The organism is Mycobacterium sp. URHD0025 (assembly GCF_000426065.1).
Taxonomy (GTDB): domain Bacteria; phylum Actinomycetota; class Actinomycetes; order Mycobacteriales; family Mycobacteriaceae; genus Mycobacterium.
Window position 1 is genome coordinate 734,727 of the sequence record NZ_AUEQ01000001.1, and the last position, 26,368, is coordinate 761,094.

Genomic DNA, 26,368 nt, shown 5'->3' on the forward strand with positions numbered 1-26,368 from the left:
TCGGGGTCAGAACTGGTGCCGGTACTCGCGCAGTGGCACCCGCCCGTCGACGGCCAACACCCCTTCGGCGCGTAGCCGTTCCAGCTGCCGGGTTGCCAGGTGCGGGGCCGGGCGCCCAGAGGCCGGGATCACGCGGTGCCACGGCAGGTCCGAGGAATCGGTGCGCATGATCCAGCCGACGATCCGTGGACTGGAAAGCGCTGCGGCGTCGGCGATGTCGCCATACGTCGACACCTTTCCCGATGGGATCGCGGCCACCAGTGTCCGCACCAGCTCCACCTGCTCCTCGGTCACCGCCGCCATCGTCAGCCCAGTTGTTCGAGGATCAGCTTCGCGGTCTCAGCGGGCTTGGCCTGAGCCACCATGTGATCGCAGTCCCAATCCAGCAGAGTGAAATCCGGACCCAGGTGCCCGCTGAGCGCCGCGATGAGACCGTCACGCGCATACGGCGGGCTGGTGCGGGTGGCGCGGACCAGGACAGTGGGAGTGCCCTTGCGCGGCAAGGCAACCGGACGGGCCAGTTCGCTCCAGTAGGACAGCATGGCCGGGATGCTGATCCGCCACCCGTAGCGGCCGCCGGGCAGTTCGATGAGATGCTCGTCGAGGTCACGGTCCAACTCGGCCGGCGCCACCTCGCCCCACGAACCGTTGGCTTTCTCGGCCCGCGCCTCAGCACGGTCGGGATAGTCCGGTGATGCCAACATGGCATCGGCGATCTCACGCATCCATTCGCCGTCGAGTTCCACCGCGGGGTCCAGCAACACCAGCCCGCTGACCAGATCCGGCTGTGCGGCAGCGAGATTGAGTGCCACCGCGCCGCCGAACGAATGCCCGACCACCAGGGTCGGTCCCTCCAGCAGCGAGGCCAGGGCCTCGACGTTGGCGTCCAGCGTCCACGGGGCGGCCCACGATGAACGGCCATGCCCGAGCAGATCCGGCGCGAGCACCGCCACGTCGGGCAGGTGCTGCTCGGCCAGCGTCTTCCACCGTTGGCCGTGCCCGGTCAAACCGTGGATGAGCAACAGCTGGGGCGCCCGGTCGGGGCCGTACCGGTGGACGTGCAACTTCTCGGCTGACATTCCCTAGATGCTGCCAGAGCTCGCGCTCCGCTACTTGTCGGGCTGTTCGCGCCAATCCGCTCCGCTACTTGTCGGGCCGTTCGCTCCAATCCGCTCCGCTACTTGTCGGGCTGTTCGCGCCAATCCGCTCCGCTACTTGTCGGTCCCTTCTGGTGTCATGCATTCCATGACCGCACAACACGTCCAGCCCACCCTGGAAGGCACCGAGCTGCTGGGGCCAGGACGTGGCGGGGTGGTGCGGGTCTTGGGTGGGCCGGGCACCGGCAAGAGCTCGCTGTTGATCAGCACCGCGGTCGAGCACATCGCGGCGGGCACCGACCCCGAATCGGTGTTGTTGCTGACCGGTTCGGCCCGGTTGCGCTCGGAAGCGAGGGCCGCCATCACCGCGCGATTGCTGGGCGCGGGCACCCATGCCGTGGTACGCGAACCGATGGTTCGCACCGTGCACTCCTATGCGTTTGCACTGTTGCGGCTGGCCGCCCAGCGCAACGGTGATCCGCCGCCGCGCCTGATCACCACCGCCGAACAGGACGGCATCATCCGTGAGTTGTTGGCCGGCGACATGGAGGACGGCGCCGACTCGCCCGTGGGTTGGCCCGAGCAGCTGTGGCCGGCGCTGAGCACCGCGGGTTTCGCGACCGAGCTGCGGGATCTGCTGGCCCGCTGCACCGAGCGTGGTGTGGACCCGCGTGCCCTGCAGCGGCTCGGCCGCTCGGCGGGGCGTCCGGAATGGTTGGCAGCGGGCCGGTTTGCGCAGGCCTACGAACAGATCATGCTGTTGCGCTCGGCGGTCGGTATGGCTGCCCCGCAGGCCACGGTGCCGGCGCTGGGTGCGGCCGAACTCGTCGGCGCGGCCTTGGAGGCCCTCGGGACCGACGCCGATCTACTGGCCGCCGAACGCGCGCGGATCAGCCTGCTGCTGGTCGACGATGCGCAACACCTCGACCCGCAGGCTGCCCTGTTGGTCCGGGTGCTGGCCGCCCGGGCGGGTCTGACCGTCATCGCGGGCGATCCGGACCAGGCGGTGTTCGGTTACCGCGGCGCGGAGCCGGTGTTGCTGCGCGATCGTGGTGGGGATGACTCCCCGGCCATCACTCTCACCCAGTCGCACCGCTGCGCCCCCGCGGTCGCCACCGCGATCTCGGGCATCGCGCGCCGGCTGCCCGGCGTCGGGGCCTGCCGTGTGCTGGAGGGCAATCCGGAGCGCGGGCACGGCGAGGTGACCATGCGGCTGGCGGCCACGCCGCACGCCGAGAACGCCTTCATCGCCGATGCCCTGCGTCGCGCCCATCTGGTGGACGGCGTGCCGTGGTCCGAGATGGCTGTCGTGGTCCGCTCGGTCCCTCGGGTGGGGGCGGCTCTGGCGCGGGCACTGAGCGGTGCCGGCGTGCCGGTGCAGGCCACCGGCCCCGATCTGGGGCTGGCCCAGCAGCCCGCGGTTGCGGCCCTGCTGACGGTGCTCGAGGTGACCGCGTCCGGACAGCTGGACGGTGACAGCGCGATCAGTCTGCTCACGGGGCCGATCGGCCGCGTCGATCCGGTGACCTTGCGGCAGTTGCGCCGGGCGCTGCGCCGCGCCGACGGATCCACGCCGCCACGCGATTTCACCGACCTACTGGTCGCCGCGATCGCCGCGGAGCCTGCCGGATTGTCCGCCGAACACGTCAAGCCACTGCGCCGCCTCCGTTCGGTCCTGGCCGCCGCCCACCGCAGCGAGCGCGACGGTGCCGATCCGCGCTACACCCTGTGGCAGGCATGGAACGCCTGCCGGTTGCAGCCGCGCTGGCTGGCCGCCAGCGAGCGGGGCGGCACCATCGGGGCGCAAGCAGATCGGGACCTCGACGCGGTGACGGCGCTGTTCGATGTGGCCGATCAGTATGTGAGCCGCACGGCGGGAGCGTCGCTGCGCGGGCTGGTCGACAATGTGGCTGCGTTGGGGACTTCGCTGTCGGCATCGGAGTCGAACTCGCAGACCGACGCGGTGGCGGTGCTCAGCGCACACGCAGCGCTCGGCCGGGAGTGGGATTTCGTTGTGATCGCCGGTGTTCAAGAAGGGTTGTGGCCCAACATCGTTCCACGCGGTGGGATCCTGGGGACGCAGAACCTGGTGGATGTGCTCGACGGGGTGGCCGCTGCTGACGATCGGGCGATCTCGACCCGCGCGCCGCTGCTTGCCGAGGAGCGGCGGCTGTTGATGGCGGCCATGGGACGGGCAAGGACGCGGCTGCTGGTGACCGCGGTGGACAGCGACGGCGGCGACGAATCGCTGCTGCCCTCACCGTTTTGCGCCGAGTTGGCCGAGGTGGCAACCGAATCCGTACCGCTGCCGCCGCTGGCCGCCCCGCGGCTGCTGCTGCCTTCGGCGGTGGTCGGTCGCCTCCGGGCCGTCGTGTGCGCGCCGGAGGGCGCCGTCGACGATGAGTCGCGAGCTTGTGCCGCCACTCAATTGGCCAGACTGGCCGCCGCGGGGGTACCAGGTGCCGAGCCCTCGCAATGGCACACGATGACAGCGTTGTCCACCGAGGAGCCGCTCTGGTCAGAGGTTGAGGGCGTGCTGCCTGAGGTGGTCTTGTCGCCGTCGACGTTGCAGATGCTCACCGACTGCCCGCTGCGCTGGCTGCTGGAGCGGCACGGTGGCAGTGACGGACGCGACGTGCGCTCGACGGTCGGGTCGTTGTTGCACGCGTTGGTTTCCGACTCCGGTAAGAGCGAGAGCCAGCTGATCAACGACCTGGAAAAGGTGTGGGAAGACCTGCCTTTCGAGGCGAAGTGGTATTCGGACAACGAGCTGACGCGGCACCGGGCGATGTTGGAGACCTTCACGCGGTGGCGCGCGGACTCCCGGGACCGGCTGACCGAGGTCGCCACCGAGATCGATGTCGACGGCGTGATCGTCGAAGCGAGTTCCGCCGGGCCCGGCGTTCGGGTGCGGGGCCGGTTGGACCGACTCGAGCGGGATCAGGCCGATCGGCTTGTCGTGGTCGACCTCAAGACCGGCAAGAGCCCCGTGACCAAGGACGATGCGCAGAAGCACGCCCAGCTGGCCACCTATCAGCTCGCGGTGGCTGCGGGCTTGTTGCCACATGGGGACGAGCCCGGCGGCGGGCGGTTGGTATACCTGGGCAAGCCCGGAGCCGCCGGCGCCACCGAACGCGAACAGGATCCGATGACGCCAGAGACCCGTGCCGACTGGCTGGGCACCGTCAGCGCCGCGGCGGCCGCCACCGCCGGGCCGCACTTCGTCGCTCGAGTCAACGACGGCTGCGCCAACTGCCCGGTGCGTTCGTCGTGCCCGGCCCAGACGCTCGGGGATCGGTCATGACGGACATCATGCCGGCCGGTGTTCGGTACAGCCCGGCCGACTTGTCTACGGCTCTGGGTCTTTTCCCGCCGACCGAAGAGCAGGCTGCGGTGATCGCCGCGCCGCCCGGACCGGTCGTGGTGATCGCCGGTGCGGGCGCGGGCAAGACCGAGACGATGGCGGCCCGGGTGGTCTGGTTGGTGGCCAACGGCTACGCCACTCCATCGCAGGTGCTCGGCCTGACCTTCACGCGTAAGGCCGCCGGCCAGTTGCTGCGCCGGGTGCGGACCAGGTTGGCGCGGCTGGCCGGCGCCGGGCTCGCGCCGGTGCAGGGGCCGATGGACGGAGCCGCCGAATCGGTCACCGTCAGCACCTATCACGCGTTCGCCGGCACCCTGCTGCGCGAGTACGGCTTGCTGCTCCCGGTCGAACCGGACACCCGGCTGCTCAGCGAGACGGAGCTGTGGCAGTTGGCGTTCGAGGTGGTCTGCGCCCATCCGGGTGAGCTGGCCATCGAGAAGACGCCGGCCGTCGTCACCGACATGGTGCTGCGTCTGTCCGGTGCCCTCGCCGAGCACCTGGTGGACACGGACCAGCTGCGCGACACCCACGTGGAGCTGGAGCGGCTGGTGCACACGTTGCCGGCCGGCCCTTATCAGCGCGATCGCGGACCCAGTCAGTGGCTGCTCAAAATGCTGGCCACCCAGACCGAACGCACCGAACTGGTGCCGTTGATCGATGCGCTGCACCAGCGGATGCGTGCCGACAAAGTGATGGATTTCGGTATGCAGATGTCCGCGGCGGCGCGGCTGGCCTCCAATTTTCCTCAGGTCGGTGAGCAACTGCGCCAACGCTTCCGGGTGGTGCTGCTCGACGAGTACCAGGACACCGGGCATGCGCAGCGGGTGGCGTTGTCGTCGCTGTTCGGCGCCGGGGTCGACGAAGGCCTGGCTTTGACCGCGGTGGGTGATCCGATCCAGTCGATCTACGGCTGGCGCGGCGCGTCGGCCACGAATTTGCCCCGGTTCACCACCGATTTTCCGCTCGCCGACGGCACCCCGGCCCCGACGCTGGAATTGCGGACCAGCTGGCGCAATCCGCCGAGCGCCCTGCATCTGGCCAACGCCGTGTCGGCGGAGGCACGCCGTCGCTCGGTCACGGTGCATGAGCTGCGACCCCGGCCAGATGCCGAGCCCGGCACCATCCGATGCGCACTGCTGTCCGACGTCGAGACCGAACGTGATTGGGTGGCAGACCATCTGGCCCGGATCTACCACGGGGCGGTGGCCGAGGGCGCGGCCACGCCGACCGCGGCGGTACTGGTACGTCGCAACGCCGACGCCGCGCCGATGGCCGAGGCGCTGAGTGCTCGCGGGGTGCCGGTCGAGGTGGTCGGGGTGGCCGGGTTGCTCGCTGTGCCCGAGGTCGCCGATCTGGTCGCGATGCTGCGGCTGGTGGCCGATCCCGCCGCGGGCTCGGCGGTGATGCGGGTCCTGACCGGACCGCGCTGGCGGTTCGGTGCTCGCGACATCGCGGCGTTGTGGCGGCGAGCCAGGGAACTCGACGATCGGTCGGTGGGGGAGCCGAGCCCCGCCGAGATCGTGGCACAGGCCGCACCGGACGCCGATTCGGCATGTCTGGCCGACGCGATCTGCGATCCCGGTGCCGCCGAACACTATTCACCGGCCGGCTATCGGCGGATCGAGGCTCTCGGGCGCGAGCTGACCATGCTGCGTGCGCACTTGAGTCACCCGCTGCCGGAGTTGGTGGCCGAGGTGCGGCGCGTCGCCGGACTGGACGCCGAGGCGCGCGCGGCCCGCCCGGTGACCGCGGGCTGGACGGGGACCGAGAACCTTGACACATTTTGCGATCTGGTGGCCGATTTCGCCGGGCGGCCGGGCGGCTCGGTCCTCGCCCTGCTGGCCTACCTGGACGTGGCCACCGACGTGGAAAACGGCCTGGCCCCTGCTGAACTGACGGTGTCGCACGACCGGGTGCAAATTCTCACCGTGCACGCCGCAAAGGGGCTGGAATGGCAGGTGGTGGCCGTTCCGCATCTCAGCGGCCGGGTGTTCCCGTCGACGGCCTCGGCACGCACCTGGCTCACGGATCCGTCGGATCTGCCTCCGCTGCTGCGCGGCGACCGTGCGACCGAATCGGAGCTGGGTGTACCGGTATTGGACACGACCGACATCAACGACCGGAAGATCTTGTCGGACAAGATCTCTGATCACAAACGCAGCCTCGAGCAGCGCCGCGTCGACGAGGAACGTCGACTGCTCTACGTGGCGATCACCCGGTCCGAGGACACCTTGCTGATCTCCGGGCATCACTGGGGTGCCACCGAGAGCAAGGCGCGCGGGCCATCGGAGTTCCTGTGCGAGATCAAGGCCATCGTCGAAGATGCCGATGCCCAGGGCCGTCCCTGCGGCGTGATCGAACAATGGGCTCCCGATCCTTCGGCCGGAGAGGTGAACCCTCTGCGCGACAAGGCTGTCGAGGCGATCTGGCCGGCGGCGCCGGCCAGAGTCGATGATGTCGACCGGGGCGCGGCGCTCGTCGCGCGGGCGCTCACGCTTGCCCGCGGTGGTGGGAATGAGACCGGCGGGAAGGACGAACCCGCCGACACAGTCGATGGCGAGGGCTGGGCCGCCGACGTCGATGCCCTACTGGCCGAACGTGATCGCGGGCCGCGGCCCGCCCCGGTGGAACTGCCCGGCCAGCTGTCGGTCAGCACACTGGTGGAGCTCAGCCGTGATCGGCAGGCTGCGTTGCGGCGCCTGCACCGCAGGCTGCCGCAGCGCCCGGATCCGCATGCGTTGCTGGGCACCGCGTTCCACGAGTGGGTGCAGCGCTTCTTCCATTCCGAGCGCTTGTTCGATCTCGACGACCTGCCCGGTGCGGTGGACAGCGACAGTGGGCGCGTCAGTGCTGCCGAATTGTCCGAACTGCAGGATGCCTTCGTCATGTCGCCGTGGGCCTCGCGCACCCCGATCGAGGTCGAGGTGCCGTTCGACATGGCGATCGGGCGGGCCCGGACCACCGTGGTGCGCGGCCGGATCGACGCGGTATTCGCCCAGGAGGACGGCACCACCACCGTGGTCGACTGGAAGACCGGCGAACCACCGGCCACGCCCGAAGCCATGGCGCAGGCCGCTGTTCAGCTCGCGGTGTACCGCCTGGCCTGGGCATCACTGCGCGGCTGTCCGCCGGAATCGGTGCGCGCCGCGTTCCATTACGTGCGTTCAGGCCAGACGGTCAGCCCCGAGTCGCTTCCCGGGGAGGACGAACTCGTAGCCTTGCTGACCGACGCCACGACCGCCCCGCCGGAAATCGCACCGGAGTCCTAACCGTCGCCGGCCGACGTCAGTTTGGCGATCTCGGATCCCCAGACCGACCGTGCTCCGAGATCGCCGATGCGGTAGATCTGCACTATCGAGGACACTCCCACCAGGACGGCGACTACCGCGACAACGCTGTTGTAGATCACCCGCCGACGGTCGTCGCGGCGTTCGGCGAAATGCAATCCCACCAATGCCAGCGCGACGACAAGCAGCGCGAGCGAGAAGTAGATCATGGTGTCACCGCGCTCGGCGTGCTCTTGCAGCACGGCATCGGCGGCAGGGCGCAGGTCGTAGAGCCATTCACCGGCGTATGTCGTGAGCGGCGTCAAAACCGTTGTCACCACGGCCAGGACGAGCGTGAGCCACAGCAAGTGGCCTCGGCGAACCCTGGGCCACAACGCGCACAGCATCTCGAGTACCGCGGTCAGCGGGACGAGCACGACCAGTGCGTGGACGAGTAGGACGTGGGCGGGCAGACCGTTGAAGACTGTCACGGAACTCCTTTGACTGGGCGGGATGAAGCGACGAGGTCAGGTGATCGCGGTCCCTACCAGGAGGCCGATCAGATACGTGATCGCCAGGGCCAGGCCACCGCCGATCACGTTGCGCAACACCGCTCGTCCCTTCGGTGCCCCACCCAGTCCGGCCGACACCGCCCCGGTGAGCATCAGCGCCAGCAGCACGGCCACGACGGTCACGGGGATTCGCCATGTCGTCGGCGGAACGAGGATCGCGATCAGCGGCAGCAGCGCGCCGATGGTGAAGGCCAGCGCCGAAGACCCGGCAGCCTGCCACGGATTGGTCAGATCCTTGGGGTCGATACCCAATTCGACCTCGGCGTGCGCGGCGAAGGCGTCGTGATCGGTCAGTTCCTCGGCCACGGTGCGCGCGGTGACCGTCGACAGGCCCTTCGCCTCGTACAGCGCCGCCAACTCGTCCAGTTCGGCAGCCGGGTCGTCGCGCAGCTCGCGGCGTTCCTTGCGCAGCAACGCGCGCTCGGTGTCGCGCTGTGTGCTCACAGAGACGTATTCGCCCAACGCCATCGAGACCGCTCCCGCGGCCAGGCCGGCGATGCCGGCAGTCAGGATGGGTGCCTTGTCCACCGTGGCGGCCGCGACGCCGACGACGATGCCGGCCGTGGAGACGATGCCGTCGTTGGCGCCCAAAACTCCGGCGCGAAGCCAGTTCAGCTTCGACGACAGTGAACCTACGTGCGGCTCGGACGGATGGCTGGGATTCATCACGATCCGACGGTATCGGTGAAAACCGTGCGCCACCAGCAACGATAGCCTTGCCAAACTATGTCCGGCGGGGCTCAGGGCGGCGCCCGGCGCGACGAGAAAGGCTGCTGCCCAAGCGTTCTGGCCAGCCGGCGCGCCCTACGAGTTTCGGTACACCCGCAGTGCCGCGGTAATCATCGGGATCTGCAGCGGCAGCCGGGCGATGGCGACGATCCGCATGGGCCACGGCTTGTCCCACCAAAGCCGGACCATGTTCACATTCCCGGGGAACACGGCGATGAACAGCGCCACTGCGGCCAACGCACCGATGCGCCGGGTGCGCGGCACAGCGAGCAGGGCACCGGTGGCCATCTCGCCCACCCCGGAGGCGTAGGTGTAGAACCGGGCGCTGCCGGGCAGTTCGGCCGGGATGATCGTGTCGAAGGGTTTGGGCGCGACGAAGTGCAGTGTGCCCATGCCCAGCAGCAGGGCTGCCATGCGTTGGGCTGGGGCGGAGGAGATCCGCTGAGGCTCGGGTGCGGTCATGGTTACATTGTGGCGTGCGTCTGATCAGATTGATCCCGGCGCGTCCCGGGGCGCTTCGCTCGATGACGGGGTCGCGTGGCTAAAGGCAGGCTGCGGCGCCGACTCGCCGCGATCGACTCGAACCTGACCTCGCGCCCGGACGCCGCGCTCGTCGACGTTCTGCGTATCCCCGAGCCGTTCGTCAGCCCCGGGCAACGCATCTTCCGACGGGTCATCTACGCGATGCTGGCACTGTTCGCCGCGGTGTTCATCGTCTACTTCGATCGCGATGGGTACCGGGATGTGCAGGACAGCCCGCTGTCGTTCTTGGACTGCCTGTACTACGCGACGGTCTCGCTGTCGACGACGGGCTACGGCGACATCACGCCCTATACGCCGTCGGCACGTCTGGTCAACGTTCTGGTCATCACGCCACTGCGGGTGGCCTTCCTGATCGTTCTCATCGGTACCACCGTGGAAACCCTGACCACCCAATCGCGGCAGGCGCTGAAGATTCAGCGATGGAGGAACAAAGTGCGCAACCACACCGTCGTCGTCGGATACGGCACCAAGGGCCGAACGGCGGTTGCCGCGATGGTCGGCGACGAGGTCTCTCCCGCCGACATCGTGGTCGTCGACGAGAGCGCGGCCGCGTTGGAACGCGCCAAGGGCGCGGGGCTGGTGACCGTGCACGGCGACGCCACCAATTCCGGTGTGCTGCGGCTGGCCGGGGCCCAGCACGCCAAGTCGATCATCGTCGCGGCGGACAACGACGCCAGCGCGGTGCTGGTGACGTTGACGGCCCGCGAACTGGCACCCAAGGCCAAGATCATCGCGGCCGTACGCGAATCCGACAACCTGCATCTGCTCAAACAGTCCGGCGCGGACTCCACGGTGGTGTCCTCCGAGACTGCCGGACGGTTGCTCGGGATCGCGACGCAGACGCCGAGCGTGGTGGAGATGATGGAGGATCTGCTGACCCCCGACGCGGGCTTCGCCATCGCCGAACGCGAGGTGACTCCCAAGGAGGAGGGCGGCTCGCCGCGGCATCTGCACGACATCGTGCTGGGTGTGGTGCGGGATGGCCGGTTGGTGCGTGTCGACGCGCCGGAAGTGGATGCGCTTGAGGCCGGTGACAGGCTGCTCTACATCCGCAGCGCGGATGCCGAGCGATGACGCCCACCAGAACGTTCGGCCTGCGCAATGTTCCGTTGCTCTCGCGCGTCGGCGCAGATCGGGCCGACGCGCTGCGCACCGACATCGACGCCGCGATCGGCGGCTGGCAGGACGCGCTGCTGCTGCGGGTCGACCGACGCAACCAGGTGCTGATCTCCAACGGCCAGGTGGTGCTCGGCAAGGCGTCGAGCCTGGGCACCGACAAGCCGCCGGAGCATGCGGTGTTCCTGGGCCGGTTGGGTGACGGCCGGCATGTCTGGGGTATCCGCAGCGCGCTGGAGGGGCCCGAGGACCCCGGTGTACCCGTCGAGGTCCTCGACCTGCGCCGGGCCGGCGAAGTGTTCGATGACACCAGTGCCCAGTTGGTGGCGACTGCGACCGCATTGCTGAACTGGCATGACAGGGCCCGGTTCAGTGCGGTGGACGGTGCGGCGACGAAGCCGGCGAAGGGCGGCTGGTCACGGGTGGACCCGGTGAGCGGCCACGAAGAGTTCCCGCGTATCGATCCTGCGGTCATCTGTCTGGTCCACGACGGCCATGACCGTGCGGTCCTGGCCCGGCAGACCGCGTGGCCGGAGCGGTTGTTCTCAATCCTGGCCGGTTTCGTCGAGGCCGGTGAATCCTTCGAGGCGTGTGTGGTGCGTGAGATCGCCGAAGAGGTCGGCCTCACGGTCACCGACGTGCAGTACCTCGGCAGTCAGCCGTGGCCGTTCCCGAGGTCGCTGATGGTGGGCTTCCATGCCATCGGCGACCCGGAGCAGCCGTTCTCGTTCAACGACGGCGAGATCGTCGAGGCCGACTGGTTCACCCGTGCCGAGATCCGCGAGGCGCTGGATCAGGGTGACTGGAACTCGGCCGAAGGCGAGTCACGTTCGAGGCTGCTGCTGCCCGGATCCATCTCGATTGCGCGCGAGATCATCGAGTCCTGGGCCGCCCTGGACTGACTGACGGTCAGGCCAGCTTGGCCTTGACCTGCTTGATGGTGGGGTTGGTCAGCGTCGACCCGTCGGCGAACTTCACGGTCGGTACGACGTGGTTGCCCCCGTTCACCGAACCGACGAACTCGGCTGCTGCCGGATCCTGCTCGATGTCGACCTCGGCCCACGCGATGCCCTCTGACTTCAGTGCCATCTTGAGTCGCGAGCAGTAGCCGCACCAGGTGGTGGTGTACATGGTCAAAGCCGGTGTAGCAGTCATAGTGCACATAACGTAGCCGACCCGTCGTCTCATGCCCCGCGGTGACGCAGGTCTCCGGTGCTCACCGGTAAGTTGCTAATCCGCAGTGGACGGAGCTGAACATGACCCGATTGGTGCCGCCGGTGGCCGGTGACCCGCATGTGCTCGATGAGTTGCGGATGCAGGTGCGCCAGTTCGTCGCCGAGCAGCAGCGGACCGGCAGGATCGGCAGGTACGCCGACAGCTGGCTGACCGGTTGGGACGAGGACTTCAGCCGGGCGTTGGCCGCCCGCGGCTGGTTGGGCATGACGGTGCCGGTCGAATACGGCGGGCAGGGACGCAGCCATCAGGAACGGTTCGTGGTCACCGAGGAATTGCTGGCCGCCGGTGCCCCGGTCGGGGCGCACTGGATCGCTGACCGCCAGATCGTTCCCTCGTTGCTCAAGTACGGCACCGAGGAACAACGACGAAAGTTCTTGCCCGCCATAGCCAAAGGCGAGTGCTACTTCGGAATCGGGATGAGCGAGCCGGATTCCGGGTCGGATCTGGCCAGCGTGCGCACCAAGGCTGTCCAGGTTGACGGCGGCTGGGCGATCACCGGTGCCAAGGTGTGGACGTCCGGGGCGCACTTGGCCCATGCCTTCATCTGCCTGGCCCGTAGTGCGCCGGTGGACCCCGCGCATCGCCACGACGGTCTGAGCCAGTTCATCGTCGATCTGCACGCCCCCGGCGTCGACATCCGGCCCATCATCTCGATGAACGGAAAACACCATTTCAACGAGGTGATCCTCGATGAGGTGTTCGTGCCCGATGCCATGGTGTTCGGCACCATCGGCCAGGGCTGGCAGCAGGTGACCTCGGAGCTGAGCTTCGAACGCAGTGGTCCCGAACGTTTCCTGTCGACGTTCCCGCTACTGGCGGACATGGCCGGTCACATGCGTGACGGATCTCTGCCCCGGCACACCGATCTGGGCCGCTACCTGGCCCGCATCGCCGGGCTGCACCAGATGTCCATGGCAGTGGCCGGCGCGCTGGAGCGCCACGAACCGGCCGACACCGCGGCTGCCGTGGTCAAGGTGCTCGGAACATCCACCGAGGGCGATATCGCTGACTTCGCCGATGTTCTCGGTGAGACGGACGACGAGGGTTACCGGACCATGCTGGCCGATGCCGTGGTGCAACGCCCGGGGTTCACGCTGCGTGGCGGCACCAATGAGGTGTTGCGTGGGGTCATTGCGAGGGGACTGGGGTTGCGCCCATGAGTGCCGTCGATCCTGAACTGGTCGAGATGATGTCGGCGGTCTTCGCCGCGCACCGCGAGCGGCATCAACCCGGTGAGGGCGTCGCCGACTTATGGGGCCGGCTCGATGAACTCGGTCTGGTCCGGCTCACCGGATCCGAGGAGTCCGGCGGCAGTGGTGCGGGCTGGGCCGAGGCCGTCGAGTTGCTGCGCGCCGCTGTCTGGAATGGAGTGAAAATCCCTCTGGCCGAGCATGATCTGCTGGCCTGCTGGCTGTTGGACACGGTTGGCCTGCCGGTGAACGATGCCCGGCGCACCGCCTGCCTGCTCGACGGAGACGGCGCCGCGCGCGATGTGCCATGGGCGGCCGACTCCGAGAGGGTGGTGCTGCTGTGGCGGGACGCCACCGGTTATCAAGTGGCAGATGTGGAAGCCTCATCGTTGTCGATCACTGCGGGCCACAACAATGCGGGGGAACCCCGCGACGATGTCAGGGCGGACCTGGCGGCCTTGACCGGAACGCCGGTGTCCGAGGAGGTGGTTGCACAGTTCACGCGGCAGGCTGCCCTGGTGCGTGCCGCTCAGGTGTGTGCCGCACTGGACCGGATCCTGGCGCTGTCGGTGACGCATACCCGCGAACGCACGCAGTTCGGCAGGCCGCTGGCCAAGTTTCAGGCTGTGCAGAATCTCGTGGCAGACATCGCCGCCGAGTCGGCGCTGGCCCGGGCTGCCACCGACGGTGCGCTCGCCGAGGCGCTGCGATCGGACTGGTCCTCGCCACACCTGGATTTCCTTGTCGCGGTGGCACGTTCATGTGTCGGGCATGCTGCCTCCGTGGTGGTACGCAACGCTCATCAGGTGCACGGTGCGATCGGAACCACGATGGAACACCGACTGCACGAGTTCACCATGCCCGCGCTGTCCTGGCGTTCGGAGTACGGCTCGGTCGCGCACTGGGACGACAAGCTCACCGACTACGGCACCGCGGCGGGCGCGGGCGGGTTGTGGGCGTTGATCACTACCACCGACGGCTGATTCGCCTAGGACCCGTGCCTACCCAACAATCCCCGGGTGCGTGCCGGCGCTGCGGCCGGAATGTCGGCGAGGATGTCGGCAAGCGTGACACCGTCGAGGCTGGCCCGCCAGGCCTGGTGTGCCTCAGCCATTTTGACGGCCAGGATGCACTCGTGGCGGCACCAACTGGCAGGCAGGGCGCCGCGGCCCTGCCTGCGGATCTCGCGGCATTCGTAGGGCGGGGACGCGCCGTCTACGGCCTCGACGATCTGTAGCAAAGTGATGTCTGCCGGAGCCCGGCCGAGCCGGAAGCCGCCGCGCGGACCGGTTGTCGCGGAAAGCACACCCGCACGCGTCAACGCCTGCAGTTGCTTGGCCAGATACGCGGCAGGCAGGTCGAAGTACTCCGCGAGATCGGTGGCCGAGGCCGTGGTTCCGGGCTCCAGCTGCGCCAGCGATGTCGCGCAATGCAGCGCCCACTCGGTGGCCACGGGAAGTTTCACACTCGTACTTTATTACAGATATTGCGGACCTATATAGTCCGAGATAGCTTTCATCGAGCGGAACGGGAGTGATCATGCGAATCGCAGTGGCAGGCGCGACGGGAAACATCGGGGCGCGCGTGGTCGCCGCCCTGCAGGGCGCAGGACACGAGGTGGTGGCGATCAGCCGCTCGGCCGGGGTCGACCTGACCACCGGGGAGGGCCTCGACGCGGCTCTGGCCGGGGTCCAGGCGGTCGTCGACGCGATGAGCGCCCCGCCCGCCGATCGGGATCGCACCGTGGACTACCTGGGCACTGCCACCGCCAACCTGCTCGCCGCCGAGCAGCGTGCCGGCGTGGCGCACCACGTGCTGCTGTCCATCGTGGGCATCCACGGCATCGACGGCAATCCGCACTACGCCGGAAAACGCCGGCAGGAGGAGCTGATCGAGGCCGGGCTGGTGCCGTGGACGATTGTGCCGGCCACGCAGTTCCACGATTTCGCCGAGACGGTGGTGAGCTGGACCGAGCAGCACGGCCGTGCGGAGATCGCCCCACTTCTGGTTCAGCCCATCGATCCCGACGACATCGCCGCCGTGCTCGCCGAAATCGTCGTGGGTGACCCGCAGCGCCGCTACTCCGATGTGGCCGGCCCACAGACGCAAGATCTGGTGGACATGGCGCGGCGGACACTGGCGGTACGCGGCCGCGAGGTGACCCTGGTGCCGACCTGGTCGTCCATCTTCGGGGTGGAGATGGCCGGGGATGCACTGCTGCCAGGCCCCGACGCGCGTATCGCGCCCACCACCTTCGACCAGTGGCTGAGCCGGCAGCGGTAGTCCCCGGCCACGCCGGACCGAAGACTGTCACCGGTCTCTGACACCATGGAGCGCATGCCGTTGGAGGCTCCCTCGCCCGCGCTGGGCGACCTGGACGATGAGCAGCGGGAGGCAGTGCTGGCCGCCCGCGGCCCGGTCTGCGTGCTGGCCGGCGCGGGCACGGGCAAGACGCGCACCATCACCCGCCGGATCGCGCATCTGGTGGCGGGCGGTCACGTGGCACCCAGTCAGGTCCTGGCGGTGACGTTCACCGCGCGGGCCGCCGGCGAGATGCGGAGCCGGTTGCGGGTACTGGGGCAGGAATCGGGAGTCAACACCGCAGCGGTGCAGGCGGTGACGTTTCACGCCGCGGCGCGCAGGCAGCTGCAGTACTTCTGGCCGCGCCTGGTCGGCGATACCGGGTGGGAGCTGCTCGACAGCAAGTTCTCCGTTGTCGCGCAGGCCGCGAACCGCGCCGGGATGCAGACCAGCACCGACGACGTGCGTGACCTTGCCGGTGAAATCGAGTGGGCCAAAGCATCTTTGATCACCCCCGAGGGTTACAGCACCGCAGTGGCCAAGGTCGGCCGCGACATCCCGTTCGATGCGGCCAAGGTCGCGGCCGTCTATTCGGGTTACGAGGCGCTCAAGGCTCGGCGGGACGGCTCGGCACTGCTGGATTTCGACGATCTGCTGTTGCACACCGCGGCGGCCATCGAGAACGATGCCGCTGTCGCGCAGGAGTTTCGCGATCGCTACCGCTGCTTCGTCGTCGACGAGTACCAGGACGTCACGCCCCTGCAGCAGCGGGTGCTCGATGCCTGGCTGGGGGAGCGCGACGATCTCACCGTGGTCGGTGATGCGAACCAGACGATCTATTCGTTCACCGGGGCCACCCCGCGATTCCTGTTGGACTTCTCGCGGCGCTTCCCGGATGCGGCGGTGGTGCGGCTGGAACGGGACTACCGTTCCACGCCGCAAGTGGTGTCCTTGGCCAACCGGGTCATCGCGGCCGCACGCGGGCGCATGGCAGGCAGCAAGCTGCATCTGGTGGGGCAGCGTGACCCGGGTCCCGAGCCGACGTTCTCGGAGTATCCCGACGAGGTGGCCGAGGCCAACGCCGTCGCCCGGTCCATCAAGAAGCTGATCGAAAACGGAACGGAGCCGGCCGAAATCGCGGTGCTCTACCGGATCAATGCGCAGTCCGAGGTGTATGAGGAGGCGCTCACCGAGGCGGGCGTCGCCTTTCAGGTCCGTGGCGGTGAGGGCTTCTTCAGCCGTCAGGAGATCCGCCAGGCACTGGTGGCCATGCAGCGCTTTGCCGACCGTGACATCCCCGAAGACAATCTGCCCGCGATGGTGCGCGAATTGCTCGAGCCCCTGGGCCTGACCGCCGAACCGCCGGCCGGCACCAAAGCGCGCGAACGCTGGGAAGCGTTGACGGCGTTGGCCGAATTGGTCGACGAGGAGGTGGCGCTGCGCCCGGAGTTGGACCTGCGGGCACTGGTCGCCGAGCTGCGTCAGCGGGCCGACGCGCGTCACCCACCGGTGGTGCAGGGCGTGACGCTGGCCTCGCTGCACGCCGCCAAAGGGCTGGAGTGGGACGCGGTGTTCCTGGTCGGCCTGGCCGACAACACGCTGCCGATCTCGCATGCGCTCGCGCACGGTCCCGACAGCGAGCCGGTGGAGGAGGAGCGTCGGTTGCTCTACGTCGGCGTCACCCGGGCCCGGGTGCATCTCGGGCTGAGTTGGGCGCTGGCCCGCACGCCCGGCGGGCGTCAGGGTCGTCGGCCGTCGCGGTTCCTCAACGGCATCGCGCCGCAATTGCAGAATTCGTCCGGCCCGGGACCGGACCGGACGCGTCGTCAACGTGGTCCGGCGCCGCGGTGCCGCGTATGCAATGCCGCATTGACGACGCCTCCGGCGATCATGTTGCGCCGCTGCGAAACCTGTCCGTCGGACCTGGATGAGGAGCTGCTCGGCGAGCTCAAGGAGTGGCGGCTGCGCGTCTCCAAGGAGATGAAAGTGCCCGCGTACGTGGTGTTCACCGACAACACCCTGATCGCCATCGCCGAGTCGCTTCCGTCCGACGAGGCCGCGCTGGTCGCGCTGCCCGGAATCGGTGCCCGCAAGCTGGAGCAGTACGGCCCTGACGTACTCGAGTTGGTGCGGAGCCGCCACAGTTCGTAAAGATTGCGCCAAAACCGCAGGTAGAAAATAGGTTGTGCGATTTGGCTGTTAGGCTTTAGCCTCGTAACACAGCTCTGGTGACGAGACGGAAGGAGGGTGCCCGCAATGGATAGCAACATCGATTTCAGTGGTGTAGCGGTCGCAGGCATGCCGTCGTCCGTGCTCGCCGTCGCCGTTTCCCCGGTTTCCCCGGGGGGACGTCGGCATGCCGCGCCCGCTGCCCCCGCCGCCGCATGGCTGGCCGCCGCTGCTATTGCACCGCAGCACAAGCGCCGTCCGGCCGCCGCGACTGGCGCGTCCGTGGATCGGAGCCCCTACTAGGTAGAGCTCCCATCACCGCCAAATGGCCACGGACCCGCAGTCAACCGGATCCGTGGCCAAATTTTTTGGGAGTTGTTCCACCCCGAGAAACCTGGTCGCAGATCCATCGAAGAGACAGATCGCCGACAACTACGACCAGGAAGTAGGGGGATAAGCACATGTCCATTGCGATGACCGCTCCGGAGGTGAGCGTCGCGCCGTTGACATGCGAGGAGCGTCTGCCGGCGGTGCCGTGCCACATCGGGAATCCCGATCTGTGGTTCGCCGAGAGCCCAGTCGATCTGGAGCAGGCCAAGGCGCTGTGCGCGGATTGCCCGATCCGTCGCGAATGTCTGGCCGCCGCGCTGGAACGGCAAGAGCCGTGGGGCGTTTGGGGCGGAGAGATCCTCGACCGCGGAAGCATCGTGGCCCGCAAGCGGCCGCGGGGGCGTCCGCGTAAGAACGTGGTCGCCGCTTAGCAGCCATCGACTCTGCGGTCAGGGCGAGTTGTTCTCGAACTCTTGCACCCTGACCGCAGAGTCGATGCTCAGGCGGCTTCCTCGATGAAGCCCGGAACGAATTGCGTGGCAATCGCTTTCACAGGTACGTGGGCGTCGAGCTGACAACAGATCGCCGTTATCGAGGCGATCACACGGGCCGGGATCGCCAGGTTCGCCGGGAGATCGAGTTGGCGGGCCATCTTGATCTGCGCCACGGAATTGTCCATCTGCCCGGCCGCCATGCGCTGCAACCACCGTCGCGTGTAGTGGAAGACGTCGACCTCGATGGGTTCGACGTACTGGCGCAGCATGTCGTTGACTTCCTCGATCGAGACCTGTTCACCCTTCTGGATGAAGCCCGCTGCCTCCATCACGGGGAGCAGCTCGTCGTAGTTCCTGTCGCGGGCCAGGCGGATCATCTCGCCCAGCGCGTAGGGCAGCCCGCCGGGCAGCGGTGCCACCGCGCCGAAGTCGATGACGCCCATCCGGCCGTCGGGCAGCAGCATGAAGTTTCCGGGATGCGCGTCGCCGTGCATCATCTCGAGGCGTTTGGGTGAGCCGAAGGTCAGCTCGGTGAGCCGGGTACCCATCAGATCGCGCTGTTCGGGCGTGCCGTCGCGGATGATCGCCGACATCGGGATGCCCTCCATCCATTCCGCGATCACCACCTTGGGCGCGCTGGCCACGATGTGGGGAATCGCGAAATGCGGGTCGTTCTCGTAGGCCTTCGCGAACGCCCGCTGATTGTCGGCTTCCAGCCGGTAGTCCAGTTCCATCTCGGTGCGTTCGATCAGCTCGTCGACCACGCCCTGGATGTCTGCGCCCGGCGCCAGCTGCTTGAACACCCCGACCAGGCGCTGGATGGTCTTGAGGTCGGCACGCAGAGCTTCGTCGGCGCCCGGGTACTGGATCTTGACGGCCACCTCACGTCCGTCCGACCACACCGCCTTGTGCACCTGGCCGATGCTGGCCGAGGCCACCGGGGTGTCGTCGAATGAGCTGAACCGGTCGCGCCACTTGGTGCCCAGCTGGGAGTCGAGCATCCGGTGCACCTTGGGGGCGGGCAGCGGCGGAGCCTCCCGCTGCAGTTTGGTGAGCGCCTCGCGGTACGGCTTGCCGTACTGCTCGGGGATGGCTGCCTCCATCACGGACAGCGCCTGGCCCACCTTCATCGCGCCGCCCTTGAGCTCACCGAGGACGGTGAACAGTTGTTGGGCGGCCTTGTCCATCAATTCGGCAGTGACTTCGTCCCTGGACTTGCCGGTCAGACGCTTGCCGAAGCCGAGCGCGGCCCGTCCCGCCATGCCGCCGGCCAGGCCGGCGAGCTTCGCATTCCGTGCGACGCTTCCCCGTTTGATGTCGGTCACCAGACCATCATCCACGACTCGGCTGAACCGCCCACAACCAACTGGCAACAAACGTTTTCAACATGGGCAGTCGGGGTGCCTGGACCAGCGCCGCGCGACGATCGAGTACCCGTCGGGGTCGAGTTCGAGGGTGGTGTTCAGCGTCGGCGGCGCGACCGGCGCCGGCTGGTCGTCACCGGTGTGTCCGACGGCCCGGATCACCAGGTCCACCTGATGCATCGCCAATGCCGCGGTGGCCAGGATGGTGGCCCGGCTGGCGCTGCCGACGGCGCCTCGGAGTTGGGTTGCCACGGCCGGCCATGCCGCGTCGCGGTCGGTGCGGTGCAGGTCGGCGCAATGCAGGCAGCTGGTCAGCCCGGGGATCACCAGCGGCCCCACCATCCCAGCGCCGTCGCGGACCCGCACCGGCAGGTGGGCGATACCGTCGTTGTGCAGGTCCTGCAGGAGCCGCGGATCGGCGATCTGATCGTCGGCCAGCACCACCAGGTCGGTGGATGCTGCCACGTTTCCGGTGTGCGGGTGCGTGCTGTGCCTGACCCTCGCGCCCGAGCAGCGTAGGCCGTTGGCCAGCAGGTCCGACAGGGGACCGCGGCCGTGGACGCGGATGGATGCCGAGCGGGTCGGTCGGGACGGTCGGGCGTTCAGCGCAGTGAGGATCCCGATCTCGGTGAGCCCGTCGATCAACTCATCGATCGGTTCGGGATCGTCGAATAATGCTGCTTCCGTGATCAATTCGTCGCGGGTGGCGCCCGCCTGCAACGCGTGCAGCAGTTCGGCCAGTCGTGTCTGCGTCATCCCGGCGGGTGGACGGATCAGCACCGCGCGCCTCGGGTCCCAGCCCAGCTGAACCGCGTCGTCGGGACGCAGCAGGATCGGCCTGCCCGAGGCGAGCACGTAGCGCGTCATGCGATGACTCTGCCATGACTGCGGGGACGGCCGTTTCAGTTATCCACAGGCCGTGCGGGCGTCAGTTGGCGCCGTCGTCACCTTTGTCGCGGCCCTCGCCCTGTTCTTTCTCCAGGTCGGCGATGGCCTGCTCGAAGGCGTCGTCGAGGCCCGTGGTGTCGCCGCCGACCATCCGGTCGATGAAGCCGGCCGGCTCGTCGAGGTCGGCCGCACTCGGCAGCAGGTCGGGGTGCTGCCACACACTGTCGCGGGCGTCGGTGCCGACCGCCTGGGTCAGCCGTTCCCACAGCGCCGCGGCCTCACGCATCTTGCGGGGGCGCAGTTCCAGGCCCACGAGCGTGGCGAAGGTCTGTTCGGCCGGGCCACCGGTCGCGCGACGGCGGCGCAGCGTCTCGGCCAGTGCCGAGGCGCCCGGGATGCGATCGCCCAGTGCTGCGGTGACGACGGTCTGTACCCAGCCTTCGATCAATGCGAGCAGGGTTTCCAACCGCTCCAGCGCGGCTTCCTGCTCGGGTGTGGCTTTCGGCTCGAAGATCCCCTGGTTGAGCAGCTGCTCCATCTCCGACGGGTCGCCGAGAGAGGCGGGGTTGAAGCCGCGGGCGAAGTCTTCGATCCCGGTCATGTCGACCTTCATGCCCTTGGCGAAGGCTTCGACGGCGCCGAGCAGCTGACTCGACAGCCACGGCACGTGGCTGAACAGCCGGTGGTGGGCGGCCTCACGGGCGGCCAGGAAGGTGAGGATCTCGCTGCGCGGACGTTCGAGCCCCTCGCTCAGCGATTCGATGGCGTCGGGCATGAGCGCCGCGACACCCTTGGGGCCCAACGGCAGGCCGACGTCGGTGGAGGTCAGCACCTCGCGGGACAGCTTGCCCAGCGCCTGGCCGAGTTGGGAACCGAACGCCATACCGCCCATCTGCGACATCATCGCCAGCAGCGGACCGGCCATGCTCTTGGCCTCTTCGGGCAGTGCCGAGGCCCACACCGACGAAATCTGTTCGGCCACCGGGTCGCACAACCGCTTCCAGGTGTCGAGGGTGTTGTCCAGCCAGTCGCTCGGAGTCCACGCCACCGACCGGGTGGTGCCCGCCGGCAGCGGGGTGACCCCGTCGAGCCACGTCTCGGCCAATCGCACCGCGTCGGCGACCGCGCCGGTGGTCTTCTCCGGAACAGGTGCGACGAACCCGATCGAGTTGGATGCCAACTGCCTGGCCAGGTCGTAGTTGACCGGACCGGACTGTTTGCCGCCGGCCATCGAGCTGCCTGCGCCGCTGAACATTTCGCCGAGTTTCGTGAAGATCTGGCCGAGATCGCCCATGTCGAAGTTGGCTCCGCCCATGCCGAAACCGAACGGATCAGAGCCCGGACCTGGTCCGGAGTTGCCGGAGCCGGACCCCGAAGCGGGGTCCTTCTTGTCTTTGTCTCGGTCAGGGTCATCCCCGGCGGAGAAGCCGAAGGGCAGGTCAGCCATACCCACAACGGTACTCATGACCGGGTGTCCAGGTGCGGCTGTGGGTCACGCTGTGGGTGAACACGTCGGCGCAGGCTTTACTGTGGGCGGCGTGAACAGGCGGATTTTGACGCTGCTGGTTGCGTTGGTGCCGATCGTGGCGTTCGGCGTACTGCTGTCGGTGGTGACGGTGCCCTTCGTCTCGTTGGGGCCGGGTCCGACCTTCAACACGCTCGGCGAGATCGAGGGCAAACAGGTCGTCGACATCGAGGGACCTGACGCGCACATCCATCCCACCTCGGGGCATCTGAACATGACCACGGTGTCCCAGCGCGACGGCCTGACCCTGGGGCAGGCGCTGGCGTTGTGGATGTCCGGACGTGAGCAGCTGGTCCCGCGTGACCTGGTGTATCCGCCGGACAAGTCCAAGAACGAGATCGACGAGGCCAACAACTCCGATTTCAAGAAGTCGGAGGACAGCGCGGCGTACGCGGCACTGTCCTTCCTGAAGTACCCGGTGGCGGTGACGGTGCAGAGCGTCACCGATCCGGGACCGTCGGCGGGCAAGCTGCGCGACGGCGACGCGATCGACGGGGTGAACGGCGCGCCGGTCGCCAACCTCGACGAGTTCCAGGCCATCTTGAAGAAGACCAAGCCGGGTGAGCAGCTGGTGATCGACTACCGCCGCAAGAATGCGCCGCCCGGGGTCGCGACCATCACGCTCGGCGACAATCCCGACCGCGACTACGGGTTCCTCGGGGTCGGTGTGCTGGATGCCCCATGGGCGCCGTTCGACATCGACTTCAACCTGGCCAACATCGGTGGTCCGTCCGCGGGGCTGATGTTCAGCCTCGCTGTCGTCGACAAGCTGACCACCGGTGACCTGAACGACGGCAAGTTCATCGCCGGCACGGGGACCATCACCGGCGAGGGCAAGGTCGGATCCATCGGCGGCATCACCCACAAGATGCTCGCCGCCAAGGAGGCCGGCGCCTCGGTGTTCCTGGTGCCCGCGGACAACTGCACCGAGGCACGGTCGGCGCCTCAGGACGGCATGGATCTGGTGAAGGTGGAGACGCTGACCCAGGCGGTCGATGCACTGCACACGATTTCTGCCGGTGGCGAACCGCCTCGCTGCTAGACCGCACCCGGCCGGTGGATGGCTAGAGTTGTAGAAAATCGGGCGGCCCCGTCGGGCATGTCACGAGTCCACCGAGGCTGAAACGGGAGTTCACGAGTGGGGATGCGGCCCGCGGCGAGGATGCCGAAGCTGACGCGACGTAGTCGGGTCCTGATCGCGCTGGCACTGGTTGTGGTGCTGGCCCTGCTGATCGGACCGCGGGTGGTCGACGCCTACGTCGACTGGTTGTGGTTCGGCGAGTTGGGATACCGCTCGGTGTTCACCACCGTGTTGGCCACCCGGCTCATCGTGTTCGTCGTGGTGGGGTTGCTCATCGGAGCGGTGGTGTTCGCCGGGCTGGCCTTGGCCTACCGCAACCGTCCCGTGTTCGTCCCGGCCGCGGGCCCGAACGATCCGGTGGCGCGTTACCGCACCACCGTGCTGGCCCGGTTGCGGCTGTTCGGGATCGGGGTACCGGTCTTCATCGGCCTGCTGGCGGGCGTGATCGCGCAGAGCTACTGGGTCCGGGTGCAGCTGTTCCTGCACGGCAGTGACTTCGGCATCACCGATCCGCAGTTCGGCCGCGATCTGGGCTTCTACGCGTTCGATCTGCCGTTCTACCGGTTGGTGCTGACCTACCTGTTCGTCGCGACGTTCCTGGCGTTCGTCGCGAATCTGCTGGGGCACTATGTGTTTGGCGGAATCCGGCTGACCGGCCGCAGTGGAGCGCTGAGCCGGGCCGCCCGCATCCAACTGATCAGCCTGGTCGGCTTCCTGATCGTGCTCAAGGCACTCGCGTACTGGCTGGACCGCTACGAGTTACTGAGCAACACCCGCAGCGGCAAACCGTTCACCGGTGCCGGCTACACCGACATCAACGCCGTGCTGCCGGCCAAGCTGATCCTGCTGGCCATCGCTGTGATCTGTGCGGTGGCGGTGTTCTCGGCGATCGTGCTGCGCGACTTGCGGATTCCGGCCATCGGTGTGGTGCTGTTGCTGCTGAGCTCGATGGTGGTCGGGGCTGGGTGGCCGCTGATCGTCGAGCAGTTCAGCGTCAAGCCCAACGCCGCGCAGAAGGAAGGCGAGTACATCAAACGGAGCATCACCGCGACGCGGCAGGCCTACGGGCTCACCGACGACACGGTGACGTACCGCAATTACGAGAGCAACGGTCAGACCACCGCCGCGCAGGTCGCCGCGGACCGGGCGACCACGTCGAACATCCGGCTGCTCGATCCGACGATCGTGAGCCCCGCGTTCACGCAGTTCCAGCAGGGCAAGAACTTCTACTTCTTCCCGGATCAGCTGGCCATCGACCGCTATGCCGGTCCTGACGGCAACCTGCGCGACTTCGTCGTCGCGGCACGCGAACTCAATCCGGACCGGTTGATCGAGAACCAGCGCGACTGGATCAACCGGCACACCGTCTACACGCACGGCAACGGGTTCATCGCCTCGCCGGCCAACACGGTGCGCGGGATCGCCAACGATCCCAACCAGAACGGCGGTTACCCGGAGTTCCTCGCCAGCGTCGTCGGTGCCAACGGCAAGGTCGTCTCGCCCGGGCCGGCACCGCTGGACCAGCCGCGCGTCTACTTCGGGCCGGTGATCTCGGACACCTCTGCCGACTATGCGATCGTCGGCAAGAACGGTGATGTCGACCGCGAGTACGACTACGAGACCAACACCGACACCAAGAACTACAGCTACTCGGGCACCGGTGGTGTACCGATCGGCAACTGGCTGGCGCGGTCTGTGTTCGCCGCCAAGTTCGCCGAACGAAACTTCCTGCTGTCCAACGTGATCGGCGAGAACAGCAAGATCCTGTTCAACCGTGACCCGGCCGAGCGGGTGGAGGCGGTGGCGCCGTGGCTGACCACCGACACCAGCGTGTACCCGGCGATCGTCAACAAGCGCATGGTGTGGATCGTCGACGGCTATACGACGCTCGACAACTACCCGTATTCGGAGCTGACCACGCTGTCGAGTGCGACAGCCGATTCCAATGAGGTCGCGGTCAACCGGCTGGCACCCGACAAGCAGGTGTCCTACATCCGTAACTCCGTCAAGGCCACGGTCGACGCCTACGACGGCACGGTGACGCTGTACGCCCAGGACGAACAGGATCCGGTGCTCAAGGCCTGGATGAGCGTGTTCCCGGGCACCGTCCACCCGAAGGCCGACATCTCACCGGAGTTGCAGGCACACCTGCGTTACCCGGAGGACCTGTTCAAGGTGCAGCGGTCGTTGCTGACCAAGTACCACGTCGACGATCCGGTGAAGTTCTTCACCAACGCCGATTTCTGGAATGTGCCGCTGGATCCCAACCCCAACGCGAGCAGCTATCAGCCGCCGTACTACATCGTGGCCCGGGATCTGGCCAACAACGACAATTCATCGTCGTTCCAGTTGACCAGCGCGCTGAACTGGCTGCAGCGCGAGTTCCTCGCCGCCTATGTCAGTGCCAGCTCGGATCCGTCGAGCTACGGCAAGATCACGGTGCTGACCATCCCGGGTGAGGTCAAGGGCCCGAAGCAGGCGTTCAACGCGATCAGTACCGACACCGCCGTGACACAGGACCTCGGTGTGATCGGACGCGACAACCTGAACCGGATCCGGTGGGGCAACCTGTTGACCCTGCCGGTCGCCGATGGCGGATTGCTGTACGTGGCACCGGTTTACGCGTCTCCGGGCACGAGCGATGCGGCATCTACCTACCCGCGCCTGATCCGGGTGGCCATGCTTTACGGGGACAAGGTGGGGTACGGCCCGACCGTCAGTGACGCCTTGACCGAGTTGTTCGGCCCGGGTGCGGGAGCCACCGCCACCAATGTGGCTCCCACTGACAGCAAGCCGCAGGCCGCCGGTACTCCGGAGGCGCCACCGGCCGCCCAGCCGCCGGCCGGTCCGGACGGTCAGGCGCCACAGGTCGTTTCGCCGCCGGCTGGGGCGATCCCGCCCGGTGAACCGGTGCAGTTGTCGCCGGCCAAGGCCGCCGCGCTCAAGGACGTCGAGTCGGCCCTGACGGAGGCGCAGGATGCGCAGCGCAGCGGTGACTTCGGCAAGTACGGGCAGGCGTTGCAGCGGTTGAACGATGCGATGAAGAAGTTCGATTCGTCGAAGTAGCTTCTCCGCCGAATATTGGTGCGTCCCGGGGCCGGGG

The 26,368-nt window shown here is 67.8% G+C and carries 22 protein-coding genes; 12 read left to right on the forward strand and 10 right to left on the reverse strand.

The annotated features are described in order from the left end of the window. Window positions 1-6: 6 nt before the first annotated feature. Together H977_RS0103535 and H977_RS0103540 are read right to left on the reverse strand one after the other, a co-directional pair. A complete protein-coding gene (locus H977_RS0103535) occupies window positions 7-303 on the reverse strand; it encodes an MGMT family protein (protein ID WP_029106561.1) in 297 nt (98 codons plus the stop codon). A 2-nt stretch (window positions 304-305) separates the two neighbouring features. Further along, the gene (locus H977_RS0103540; RefSeq protein ID WP_029106562.1) at window positions 306-1,079 is read right to left on the reverse strand and encodes an alpha/beta fold hydrolase; all 774 of its coding nucleotides are present in this window, start codon (window positions 1,077-1,079) and stop codon (window positions 306-308) included. A 166-nt stretch (window positions 1,080-1,245) separates the two neighbouring features. Between H977_RS0103540 and H977_RS0103545 the strand changes: the two genes are divergently transcribed. Continuing rightward, the gene (locus H977_RS0103545) at window positions 1,246-4,401 is read left to right on the forward strand and encodes an ATP-dependent helicase (RefSeq protein WP_029106563.1); all 3,156 of its coding nucleotides are present in this window, start codon (window positions 1,246-1,248) and stop codon (window positions 4,399-4,401) included. Next, the gene (locus H977_RS32450) at window positions 4,398-7,730 is read left to right on the forward strand and encodes an ATP-dependent helicase (protein ID WP_051288603.1); all 3,333 of its coding nucleotides are present in this window, start codon (window positions 4,398-4,400) and stop codon (window positions 7,728-7,730) included. Before H977_RS0103545 ends, H977_RS32450 begins: the two co-directional genes overlap by 4 nt. On the opposite strand, the gene H977_RS0103555 is transcribed toward H977_RS32450, so the two are convergent. From H977_RS0103555 to H977_RS0103565, 3 genes are all read right to left on the reverse strand, one after another. Then, on the reverse strand, window positions 7,727-8,218 hold the full coding sequence (locus H977_RS0103555) for a DUF2231 domain-containing protein (RefSeq protein ID WP_029106564.1): 492 nt from the start codon (window positions 8,216-8,218) through the stop codon (window positions 7,727-7,729). The genes H977_RS32450 and H977_RS0103555 overlap by 4 nt on opposite strands. 36 nt (window positions 8,219-8,254) lie before the next feature. Further along, window positions 8,255-8,965: a VIT1/CCC1 transporter family protein gene (locus H977_RS0103560; protein ID WP_502691133.1), complete on the reverse strand. Its 711-nt coding sequence runs from the start codon at window positions 8,963-8,965 to the stop codon at window positions 8,255-8,257. A 138-nt stretch (window positions 8,966-9,103) separates the two neighbouring features. Continuing rightward, on the reverse strand, window positions 9,104-9,490 hold the full coding sequence (locus H977_RS0103565) for a DoxX family protein (RefSeq protein ID WP_036474844.1): 387 nt from the start codon (window positions 9,488-9,490) through the stop codon (window positions 9,104-9,106). A gap of 75 nt (window positions 9,491-9,565) precedes the next feature. Here H977_RS0103565 and H977_RS0103570 point away from each other — a divergent pair, with 75 nt between their 5' ends. After that, window positions 9,566-10,645: a potassium channel family protein gene (locus H977_RS0103570; protein WP_029106567.1), complete on the forward strand. Its 1,080-nt coding sequence runs from the start codon at window positions 9,566-9,568 to the stop codon at window positions 10,643-10,645. Then, window positions 10,642-11,589 (forward strand): NAD(+) diphosphatase, encoded by a 948-nt coding sequence (gene nudC / locus H977_RS0103575; protein WP_029106568.1) that lies wholly within the window; start codon window positions 10,642-10,644, stop codon window positions 11,587-11,589. The genes H977_RS0103570 and nudC overlap by 4 nt, the downstream gene beginning before the upstream one ends. A 7-nt stretch (window positions 11,590-11,596) precedes the next feature. Here the strand turns inward: nudC and mrx1 are convergent, their stop codons facing one another. Further along, entirely contained in the window at window positions 11,597-11,842 is a 246-nt protein-coding gene (gene mrx1 / locus H977_RS0103580; RefSeq protein ID WP_029106569.1) for a mycoredoxin Mrx1, read from the reverse strand. Between the two features lie 95 nt (window positions 11,843-11,937). Here mrx1 and H977_RS0103585 point away from each other — a divergent pair, with 95 nt between their 5' ends. Then, complete coding sequence (locus H977_RS0103585) at window positions 11,938-13,083, forward strand: acyl-CoA dehydrogenase family protein (protein WP_029106570.1); 1,146 nt, start codon at window positions 11,938-11,940, stop codon at window positions 13,081-13,083. Next, entirely contained in the window at window positions 13,080-14,096 is a 1,017-nt protein-coding gene (locus H977_RS0103590) for an acyl-CoA dehydrogenase family protein (protein WP_029106571.1), read from the forward strand. The genes H977_RS0103585 and H977_RS0103590 overlap by 4 nt, the downstream gene beginning before the upstream one ends. A gap of 5 nt (window positions 14,097-14,101) precedes the next feature. Here the strand turns inward: H977_RS0103590 and H977_RS0103595 are convergent, their stop codons facing one another. Then, a complete protein-coding gene (locus H977_RS0103595; RefSeq protein ID WP_029106572.1) occupies window positions 14,102-14,578 on the reverse strand; it encodes an RrF2 family transcriptional regulator in 477 nt (158 codons plus the stop codon). 74 nt (window positions 14,579-14,652) lie between these two features. On the opposite strand from H977_RS0103595, the gene H977_RS0103600 reads away from it, so the two are divergent. The 4 genes from H977_RS0103600 (at window position 14,653) to H977_RS0103610 (ending at window position 18,344) form a co-directional block, all read left to right on the forward strand. Beyond that, window positions 14,653-15,396, forward strand: coding sequence for an SDR family oxidoreductase (locus H977_RS0103600; protein ID WP_029106573.1), 744 nt, complete (start codon window positions 14,653-14,655; stop codon window positions 15,394-15,396). Window positions 15,397-15,450: 54 nt separating this feature from the next. Continuing rightward, window positions 15,451-17,565, forward strand: coding sequence for an ATP-dependent DNA helicase UvrD2 (locus H977_RS0103605; RefSeq protein ID WP_036475040.1), 2,115 nt, complete (start codon window positions 15,451-15,453; stop codon window positions 17,563-17,565). Between the two features lie 105 nt (window positions 17,566-17,670). Then, window positions 17,671-17,886: a hypothetical protein gene (locus H977_RS34655; RefSeq protein ID WP_231395856.1), complete on the forward strand. Its 216-nt coding sequence runs from the start codon at window positions 17,671-17,673 to the stop codon at window positions 17,884-17,886. Window positions 17,887-18,044: 158 nt separating this feature from the next. Further along, window positions 18,045-18,344, forward strand: a complete 300-nt coding sequence (locus H977_RS0103610; RefSeq protein ID WP_029106575.1) for a WhiB family transcriptional regulator — start codon at window positions 18,045-18,047, stop codon at window positions 18,342-18,344. Between the two features lie 68 nt (window positions 18,345-18,412). Here the strand turns inward: H977_RS0103610 and H977_RS0103615 are convergent, their stop codons facing one another. From H977_RS0103615 to H977_RS0103625, 3 genes are all read right to left on the reverse strand, one after another. Next, complete coding sequence (locus H977_RS0103615; RefSeq protein WP_029106576.1) at window positions 18,413-19,747, reverse strand: macrolide-binding ATPase MABP-1; 1,335 nt, start codon at window positions 19,745-19,747, stop codon at window positions 18,413-18,415. Window positions 19,748-19,789: 42 nt separating this feature from the next. Next, on the reverse strand, window positions 19,790-20,638 hold the full coding sequence (locus tag H977_RS0103620; protein ID WP_029106577.1) for a cyclodehydratase: 849 nt from the start codon (window positions 20,636-20,638) through the stop codon (window positions 19,790-19,792). Window positions 20,639-20,699: 61 nt separating this feature from the next. Continuing rightward, entirely contained in the window at window positions 20,700-22,106 is a 1,407-nt protein-coding gene (locus H977_RS0103625; protein ID WP_029106578.1) for a zinc-dependent metalloprotease, read from the reverse strand. Between the two features lie 91 nt (window positions 22,107-22,197). On the opposite strand from H977_RS0103625, the gene H977_RS0103630 reads away from it, so the two are divergent. Then, on the forward strand, window positions 22,198-23,226 hold the full coding sequence (locus tag H977_RS0103630; RefSeq protein WP_029106579.1) for a YlbL family protein: 1,029 nt from the start codon (window positions 22,198-22,200) through the stop codon (window positions 23,224-23,226). 96 nt (window positions 23,227-23,322) lie between these two features. Next, entirely contained in the window at window positions 23,323-26,331 is a 3,009-nt protein-coding gene (locus H977_RS0103635) for a UPF0182 family protein (RefSeq protein WP_029106580.1), read from the forward strand. Window positions 26,332-26,368 lie beyond the last annotated feature (37 nt).

What these genes read in the sequence shown, in the direction of transcription:
- nudC (WP_029106568.1), top strand. Translation starts at nt 10,642, where the DNA reads ATGACGCCCACCAGAACGTTCGGCCTGCGCAATGTTCCGTTGCTCTCG.
- H977_RS0103535 (WP_029106561.1), bottom strand. Translation starts at nt 303, where the DNA reads ATGGCGGCGGTGACCGAGGAGCAGGTGGAGCTGGTGCGGACACTGGTG.
- H977_RS0103610 (WP_029106575.1), top strand. Translation starts at nt 18,045, where the DNA reads ATGTCCATTGCGATGACCGCTCCGGAGGTGAGCGTCGCGCCGTTGACA.
- H977_RS0103540 (WP_029106562.1), bottom strand. Translation starts at nt 1,079, where the DNA reads ATGTCAGCCGAGAAGTTGCACGTCCACCGGTACGGCCCCGACCGGGCG.
- H977_RS0103545 (WP_029106563.1), top strand. Translation starts at nt 1,246, where the DNA reads ATGACCGCACAACACGTCCAGCCCACCCTGGAAGGCACCGAGCTGCTG.
- mrx1 (WP_029106569.1), bottom strand. Translation starts at nt 11,842, where the DNA reads ATGACTGCTACACCGGCTTTGACCATGTACACCACCACCTGGTGCGGC.
- H977_RS34655 (WP_231395856.1), top strand. Translation starts at nt 17,671, where the DNA reads ATGGATAGCAACATCGATTTCAGTGGTGTAGCGGTCGCAGGCATGCCG.
- H977_RS0103590 (WP_029106571.1), top strand. Translation starts at nt 13,080, where the DNA reads ATGAGTGCCGTCGATCCTGAACTGGTCGAGATGATGTCGGCGGTCTTC.
- H977_RS0103625 (WP_029106578.1), bottom strand. Translation starts at nt 22,106, where the DNA reads ATGGCTGACCTGCCCTTCGGCTTCTCCGCCGGGGATGACCCTGACCGA.
- H977_RS0103605 (WP_036475040.1), top strand. Translation starts at nt 15,451, where the DNA reads ATGCCGTTGGAGGCTCCCTCGCCCGCGCTGGGCGACCTGGACGATGAG.
- H977_RS0103565 (WP_036474844.1), bottom strand. Translation starts at nt 9,490, where the DNA reads ATGACCGCACCCGAGCCTCAGCGGATCTCCTCCGCCCCAGCCCAACGC.
- H977_RS0103600 (WP_029106573.1), top strand. Translation starts at nt 14,653, where the DNA reads ATGCGAATCGCAGTGGCAGGCGCGACGGGAAACATCGGGGCGCGCGTG.
- H977_RS32450 (WP_051288603.1), top strand. Translation starts at nt 4,398, where the DNA reads ATGACGGACATCATGCCGGCCGGTGTTCGGTACAGCCCGGCCGACTTG.
- H977_RS0103620 (WP_029106577.1), bottom strand. Translation starts at nt 20,638, where the DNA reads ATGACGCGCTACGTGCTCGCCTCGGGCAGGCCGATCCTGCTGCGTCCC.
- H977_RS0103560 (WP_502691133.1), bottom strand. Translation starts at nt 8,965, where the DNA reads ATGAATCCCAGCCATCCGTCCGAGCCGCACGTAGGTTCACTGTCGTCG.